Origin of the sequence: Rhodococcus sp. NPDC047139, from assembly GCF_040643435.1 — a bacterium.
In the GTDB taxonomy this organism is placed as follows: Bacteria; Actinomycetota; Actinomycetes; order Mycobacteriales; family Mycobacteriaceae; genus Rhodococcus.
This window is the reverse complement of the sequence record NZ_JBEYUH010000035.1, coordinates 1-7,112: the sequence shown is the minus strand read 5'-3', so window position 1 is coordinate 7,112 and position 7,112 is coordinate 1. Positions and strand designations below refer to the sequence as shown.

Here is a 7,112-nt window from a genome sequence, read left to right as displayed (position 1 = left end):
CTCGAGTACTACAACACTCGACGACGTCACAGCGCACTCGGAGGACTTCCACCGGTCAGCCGGCTGGCACCAACCTGATGGCCGGGTACATCTAGGCGGACCCCTCGCCGGCGAGCGCGAACCGGCCGTCGTCGGTCTGTTCGACGAGGCCGTCCACCAGCAGGGAGTGCAACGCGCGGTCGCGCTGCCCCGGATCGGACGGCCACACGCTGTCGAGCAGGGGCCGCTCCACCGGCGTGGTGCTCTCCCGCAGCACCGCCATCAACCGTCCTCGCACCTGCCGGTCGGTTCCGGCAAACTTCTGCACCTTGCGGGGCGGCCCCTCGTGCGCGGGCCGCCCGGCCTGTACCCACGCGCAGTCGGGCAACGGGCAGCGCGCGCAGTCGGGTGTGCGCGCGGTGCACACGGTCGCGCCGAGTTCCATGAGCGCAGCCGAGAATGTCGCTGCACGAGCTTGCGGACGTGGGAGGATCGCCTCGACATCGGCGAGATCACGTGTGGTCGAGGGGTTTCCGGGTTCCGCTCGTCCGTGCACTGCTCGTGCGACCACGCGGCGCACGTTGGTGTCGACCACCGGCACGCGCTGCCCGTAGGCGAAACATGCCACTGCTCTCGCGGTGTAGGCACCGACGCCGGGCAAAGTCAGGAGTGTCTCGACGTTCTCGGGCACACGATCGTCGTGGTCGGCGGCGAGCACACCCGCGCACTCGTGCAGGCGCAGTGCCCGGCGCGGATAACCGAGTTTGCCCCACGCCCGCAGAACTTCGGCCTGGCTCGACGCGGCCATCGCCGACGGTACGGGCCAGCGGCGCACCCACTCCTCCCAGATCGGCGCGACGCGGGCGACCGGGGTCTGCTGCAGCATGACCTCGGACATCAGGATCTGCCAGCCCGTCACCCCTTCACGTCGCCACGGCAGATCGCGCGCCTGGGTGGCGTACCAGCGAAGCAACGACGGTGAGTCCACCGGCATCTCTCATCTCCTCGGTTCGCAGTGACGGTCGGTTCGGTCCCACCTCGAAGATGCCGATCGAGTGCGGTCGCACGCGCGGGTGAATAATGTACGCATGCCGAACTCGAATCCCATCTCCGCCTGGAAAGCCCTGACCGAGGGTAATCATCGCTTCGTCAGCGGCACCCCGCTGCACCCCAGCCAGGGGATCGATCGTCGCGCCGAACTCGTCAACGGCCAGCATCCCACCGCCGTGCTGTTCGGATGCGGAGACTCCCGCGTAGCTGCAGAGATCATCTTCGACCAGGGGCTCGGCGACATGTTCGTGGTCCGTACCGCGGGCCACGTCATCGACAGTTCTGTGCTCGGCTCCATCGAGTACGCCGTCGACATCCTCAACGTCCCGCTCATCGTCATTCTCGGCCACGACAGCTGCGGTGCCGTCGCCGCGACGATCGAGGCACTCGACAAGGGTTCGGTGCCGGGTGGTCACATCCGCAGCCTCGTCGAGCGCGTGGCGCCGTCGATCCTCATGGGGCGGGCCGAGGGTCTGGACACCGTCGACGAACTCGAGGGGCGGCACGTCGTCGAGACCGGAAAGCTGCTCACGGACCGTTCGCGGATCATCGCCGACCGCATCGCCGACGGCCGGTGCGCGATCGTCGGTGTCACCTACAAGCTCGACGACGGCCGCGTGAGCCTGCGGGGTCACATCGGAGACATCGGTGTGATCGCAGAGGAAGGCGACACGCCGGTGGTGGTGTAGCTGTCTGCAGCTGAAGGCACCTACCGTGAGGGGCGTGCTTGAACCGACCGGTCCTCTGCCCCCCGAGATCTACTGGCGACGACGCATTCTCGCCATCGGTGTCTCGGTGGTCGTGCTGGCTCTGGTCGTCTGGCTCGTACTCGCTCTGACCGGCGGCGGCGACGATCCCGATCCGACCCCGGAGCCTGCGGCGGCGGAAGTGACGACTTCCGCCACGACCACCGCTCCCGACGCCTCCGCCGAGGCTGCGTCCGCCGGCAGCACTCGCAGCGGGGGCTCGTCGGAATCGGATGGATCACGCGATCCGGAGGACTCGGGGTCGGCCGACGAGGGCGAGGCCACCGGCGGTTCGTCGACTAGTGCGGCGGCCCCGGTTCCCGCGGGCCAATGTTCCGATCAGTCGCTCGCCGTGCGGGTGACGGCCGACGAACCGAACTACAAGGTGGGCACAGAACCCGAGTTCACGATCGTCATCACCAATATCGGAACTTCGCCCTGCGAACGCGATCTCGGCGCCGGACTCCAGCAGGTGCTCGTCTACAGCCTCGACGGCAACGAGCGACTCTGGTCGAACACCGACTGCTTCCCCGAATCGACAGCGGACATGCGCTCGCTGTCTCCCGGTGATCAGGCGGCGTATTCCGTGAAGTGGTCGGCGACGACCTCCGAACCGGGTTGCCAGGCGCCACGTGAGCCGGTCGGTCCCGGCGCATACACCGTGGTGGGGCAGCTCGGTGGCCTCCGCAGTGTGCCGGAGCCGTTCAATATCACGCCCTGACGGCCGGATTTGGTCAGTCGTAGTGGTTGATGGCGGCTTCGGCCAGCCGCGACAATCCCTCTCGGATGTACCTCGCCCACAGGGCGCCGATACCGTCGACGGCCTGAAGGTCGGCGGCGGTCGCCGCGAGTAGTCCCTGCAGTGTTCCGAAGGCGCCCACCAGGTGGTTGATCTGCTGGGTCTGCAGGCGGGGCACGCGATGGAGTACGCGATAGCCGCGCGGACTCATCGACGTGTCCAGGGCTTCGATGGTGCCCGAGTACCCGAACGCGCGGGCGAGAGTCGTCAGATCGAGCAGGTCGACGTCGGTCAGACGGGCCAGACGCTCGAGGGCCCGATCGACCTCCTGAGAAGAAGGAACATGGTCGCCGGCCAAATAGTCGCGCACGATGAGCTGGCGGGCGAGCTGGTTGTCGCCGACCAGTTCTTCGAGCTGAAGCGCGAGCTGGCGGCCATCGGTTCCGAGTTCGAGCACGTCCTGCTCGATCTCCACGGAGAGACGGTGCATCATCTCGAGTCGCTGGGCCACGGTGAGCGCATCGCGCAGCGTGACGATGTCCTCGATCTCGACCACGGACAACTGCCGCGTCACCTCGTCGAGGCGCCCCTTGTACCGCTCGAGCGTCGCGACGGCCTGATTTGCCCGCGACAGGATCGTCGCGGAATCGTTGATGACGTGCCGCCGACCGTCGACGTAGACGCTGACGATGCTCATCGACTGGCTGACCGACACCACCGGATAGCCGGTCTGGATCGCGGTACGTTCCGCGGCGCGGTGCCGCGTGCCGGACTCGACGGTCGGGATGCTCGGGTCGGGCACCAGCTGGACATTGGCGCGCACGATACGAGTGCCGTCGGTAGAGACGACCACGGCGCCGTCCATCTTGGACAACTCTCGCAGCCGGGTGGGAGCGAACTCGACGTCGAGTTCGAATCCGCCGTCGCACAGGTCGGCGACCTTCTCGTCGAAACCGAGGACGATCAGCCCGCCCGTCCGGCCGCGGAGGATCCGTTCGAGACCGTCGCGGAGCGCGGTGCCGGGAGCCAGACGGGCGATGGTCTCGCCCAGCGTCGATGCCGGCGCCGACTCGGTCATCTGGACATCCTTCCCGTGTGCAGTCTGCGGTCGCCGTCACAATGCGCGGACTCCCGGATCGGCGCCGCCGACCGCGCAACTACATTACTTGTTCATGCGCAGCACCTGGACTTTGCCCGACGACCTCGTCGTTCCCGTTCTGCCGGAGGATCATCCCGGCCCGGGTGCGCCGATACCCCAGCACTGGGCGAAGTGCTTCGGCTGCGGCGACGATCAGCCCTCCGGTCTGGCGATGGAGTTCACCCTCGGTGAGGGCCTCGAGGTGATCGGCCGGCTCGACGTCGCTACTCGCTATCAGGGCGGACCGGGCTTCATCCACGGTGGCATCCTGATGACGGCATTCGACGAGGTGCAGGGCATGGCATGCAATGCTGCCCTGCGTACCGCCGTCGTGACCGGGCATTTCGAGACGGATTTCGCCCGTCCGATCCCGCTGGGCGCGGTCCTCGAGTTCCGGGCCCGCGTCGACGGCACCGTGCGACGGAAGGTCTACACCAGCGCGGAAGCGCGCATCGTCGATGGGCCGCTCGCCGATCCGGACGTCGTGGTCGCCTCGTCGGTGGGGTTGTTCGTCGTGGTGGGACACGAGCACTTCGCCAAGGGCAGGGACTTTGCAGACGGCATCCCCAAGAGTGAGCACGACATCTCCGCTGTTTAGGACGACTCCGCTGCTCCGGGAGGCGGGTCTCCTGGGCGGTCGGGAAGCAACGGAACACCCGGGCGGTGATCGCGCCCGAGTAGTGCGGCCGAGGTGACCGCCCCCGCGCCGTAGCGGGAATGCAGGTCGTCGAGAACCGCGTCGAGCGCGTGCCGGTCGACCGCGCGGTGTGTCCGCTCCTCGAGAATTCCGTCCTCCTGTTCCACCGGCCGGTCGAACGGCAGCTCGAGCTGTTCGACGCCGTCGCCCATAAGATTCGTCACCGCGATCCCGACCAGGGTGAGGCCGCGCTCGGCGATGAGGGGCCGGGTCTGCTCGAGCAGGTCGTGCGCCGCCGACGAGACGAGGTCGGTGCGGGCCGTGGCGCCGGGAAGTGTGTGCGATCGAGTCGCGCGGGTGTAGTCGGCGAAGCGCAAGCGTAGGACCACGGTGCGTCCGAGGCGCCGGGCCCGGCGCATCCGGCGGCATACGCGGTCGACCAGCAATTGCAGCGTTTCGTTCAGCGTTTCGAATCGGTGCGGACCGCGCCCGAGGGCTTGTTGCGCTCCCATCGAACTTCGCTGCCGGTGACGAACCGGACGCGGGTCGTGACCGAGTGAGAGAGCGTGCAGATGGCGTCCGGTCGCGCGTCCCAACAGCGAGACCAGATCGGCCTCGGAACGGCAAGCGACCTCGGCCACTGTCCGGATGCCGTGCGCGTGCAGTCTCGTGGCGGTGACCTTGCCGACGCCCCACAACCGTTCCACCGGTAGCGGATGGAGGAACGCCAGTTCGGCGTGGGGAGGGACGAGCAGCAGGCCGTCGGGTTTGGCCACACCGCTCGCGACCTTGGCGAGGAACTTGGTGCGTGCAACGCCGACGGTGATCGGCAGACCTACCTCGCGGGAGACAGTGCGGCGCAGGCGCGCGGCGATATCGACGGGGCTTCCTGCTATGCGCCCCAGGCCGGATACGTCGAGAAAGGCTTCGTCGATCGAGATTCCCTCCACGATCGGCGTGGTGCGGTCGAAGATGGAGAACACCTCACGCGAGGCCCTTGCATAGGCGTCCATGCGCGGAGGCACGCTGATCAATCCCGGACACAGGGCGCGGGCGGCCCGGCCCGGCATCGCGGTGACGATGCCGTGGGCCTTGGCCTCATAGCTCGCCGCCAGCACGACACCGCCGCCCACGACGACCGGCTTGCCACGCAGCCACGGATCGTCGCGCTGCTCCACCGACGCGTAGAACGCGTCGAGATCGGCGTGCAGGACCGTCGCATCTGACACGAACATATGTTCGCATCCGCGGCCGACATCACAGAAGGCCGTGATTCAGCGCGTGAGTGTCGACAGTGCCTGGGCCACGTTGGACACCTCCAACTTCTTCATGCCCTTCGGCACACCCTCGACATCGCGCGGAACGACTCCCCGGTCGAAGCCGAGACGATTCGCTTCTGCGAGACGCCGGCCCGCACCGACCACGCGACGGACCTCTCCGGCGAGACCGACCTCGCCGAGCAGCACTGTCCCGGCGGGCACGGGCTGATCGCGCACCGCCGAGGCCACCGCGAGCGCGAGCGCGAGATCGGCGGACGGATCGGTGATTCGCATGCCCCCCACCGTGGAGGCGTAGACATCACAATTGCCGAGCCGTCCGAGACCGCAGCGACGCTCGAGCACCGCGAGCACCATCGCGACCCGTGCCGAGTCGAGACCGCTCACCGCGCGTCGCGGAGAGGGATTGTGTGTGGGCACCACGAGCGCCTGGACTTCGCCGAGGAGAGGGCGTTTGCCGTCCATCGTCACCGTCACCGCGGTGCCGGGCACCGCCTCGTCGCGGTGCTGCAGGAACAGGCCGGACGGGTCGCTCACCCCGACGATTCCGTCCTCGGCGAGTTCGAAGCAACCCACCTCGTCGGCGGCGCCGAAGCGATTCTTGACCCCGCGCACCATGCGCAGCGTGGAATGCTTATCGCCCTCGAAGTGCAACACCACGTCGACGAGATGCTCGAGGGAACGCGGGCCGGCGACCGCACCGTCCTTCGTCACGTGGCCGATGAGCAGGACGGGTATGCCGCTGGACTTGGCGAGGGAGGTCAGGGCACTGGTGACCGCACGCACCTGCGTGACTCCGCCGGTGACGCCGTCGACGTCGGACGCGAGCATCGTCTGCACCGAGTCGACGACCAGCAGAGTGGGCGAGACCTGCTCGACGTGGCCGAAGATCGTCGCGAGGTCGTTCTCGGCGGCGAGGAAGACGCGATCGTGCACGGCGCCGGTGCGATCCGCCCGCAGCCGCACCTGACCGGCGGATTCCTCACCTGTGACGTAGAGGGCACGATCGGCCTCGCCTCGCAGTGCCCACCGGTGTACCACCTCGAGGAGCAGCGTGGACTTGCCGACACCGGGTTCGCCGGCGAGGAGGACGACGGAACCGGGGACGACACCGCCGCCGAGTACGCGGTCGAGTTCGGGGATGCCTGTGGGCTTGGCGTGAGTGGCCCTGCCGTCGATCTGGGACAGGGGAGTGGCCGGTGTGCTCGGAAGCACGGCTGCGGCGCCGGCACGAGCGAGGGAGGTCCCGGCACGGGCGCTGACCGCGACAGGCTGAACGGGTGCTTCGTCCATCGACCCCCACGTTCCGCATTCCGGGCAGCGGCCGACCCACTTCGCGACGGTGTGCGCGCAGTCGGAACAGCGATAGAGGGTCTTGGTCTTTGCCACGGCCGGAGAATAGACGGTCGCACCGACACCCGCGGATACGGAAGGGCCCGGTCGAGCAGTGCGGCGGTTTCAAGGGGTCGACGCAACACCGCTGTTAGTTGGTGGTGATTAGATCACGCAGACGCTCGGCTGGGGTATCCCAGCCGAGCGTTTTGCG

Annotated in this window: 7 protein-coding genes; 3 read left to right on the top strand and 4 right to left on the bottom strand. The window is 68.0% G+C overall.

Going from position 1 to position 7,112, the window contains the following annotated elements; translation table 11 throughout:
* Positions 1–91: 91 nt before the first annotated feature.
* Entirely contained in the window at positions 92–973 is an 882-nt protein-coding gene (locus ABZ789_RS22440; protein WP_358428816.1) for an A/G-specific adenine glycosylase, read from the bottom strand.
* Between the two features lie 94 nt (positions 974–1,067).
* Between ABZ789_RS22440 and ABZ789_RS22435 the strand changes: the two genes are divergently transcribed.
* Both ABZ789_RS22435 and ABZ789_RS22430 read left to right on the top strand, forming a co-directional pair.
* Positions 1,068–1,718, top strand: a complete 651-nt coding sequence (locus ABZ789_RS22435) for a carbonic anhydrase (RefSeq protein WP_358428813.1) — start codon at positions 1,068–1,070, stop codon at positions 1,716–1,718.
* Between the two features lie 34 nt (positions 1,719–1,752).
* Positions 1,753–2,496 carry a hypothetical protein gene (locus ABZ789_RS22430; RefSeq protein ID WP_358428810.1) on the top strand — a complete coding sequence of 248 codons (744 nt, stop codon included), beginning with the start codon at positions 1,753–1,755 and terminating at the stop codon, positions 2,494–2,496.
* Between the two features lie 13 nt (positions 2,497–2,509).
* Here ABZ789_RS22430 and disA read toward each other — a convergent pair whose 3' ends face one another.
* A complete protein-coding gene (disA, locus tag ABZ789_RS22425) occupies positions 2,510–3,592 on the bottom strand; it encodes a DNA integrity scanning diadenylate cyclase DisA (protein WP_358428807.1) in 1,083 nt (360 codons plus the stop codon).
* A gap of 94 nt (positions 3,593–3,686) precedes the next feature.
* Between disA and ABZ789_RS22420 the strand changes: the two genes are divergently transcribed.
* Positions 3,687–4,250 carry a PaaI family thioesterase gene (locus ABZ789_RS22420; RefSeq protein ID WP_358428804.1) on the top strand — a complete coding sequence of 188 codons (564 nt, stop codon included), beginning with the start codon at positions 3,687–3,689 and terminating at the stop codon, positions 4,248–4,250.
* Here ABZ789_RS22420 and dinB read toward each other — a convergent pair.
* Together dinB and radA are read right to left on the bottom strand one after the other, a co-directional pair.
* Positions 4,247–5,524, bottom strand: a complete 1,278-nt coding sequence (dinB, locus tag ABZ789_RS22415) for a DNA polymerase IV (RefSeq protein WP_358428801.1) — start codon at positions 5,522–5,524, stop codon at positions 4,247–4,249. The genes ABZ789_RS22420 and dinB overlap by 4 nt on opposite strands.
* Positions 5,525–5,563: 39 nt before the next feature.
* Entirely contained in the window at positions 5,564–6,955 is a 1,392-nt protein-coding gene (radA, locus tag ABZ789_RS22410) for a DNA repair protein RadA (protein WP_358428798.1), read from the bottom strand.
* Positions 6,956–7,112 lie beyond the last annotated feature (157 nt).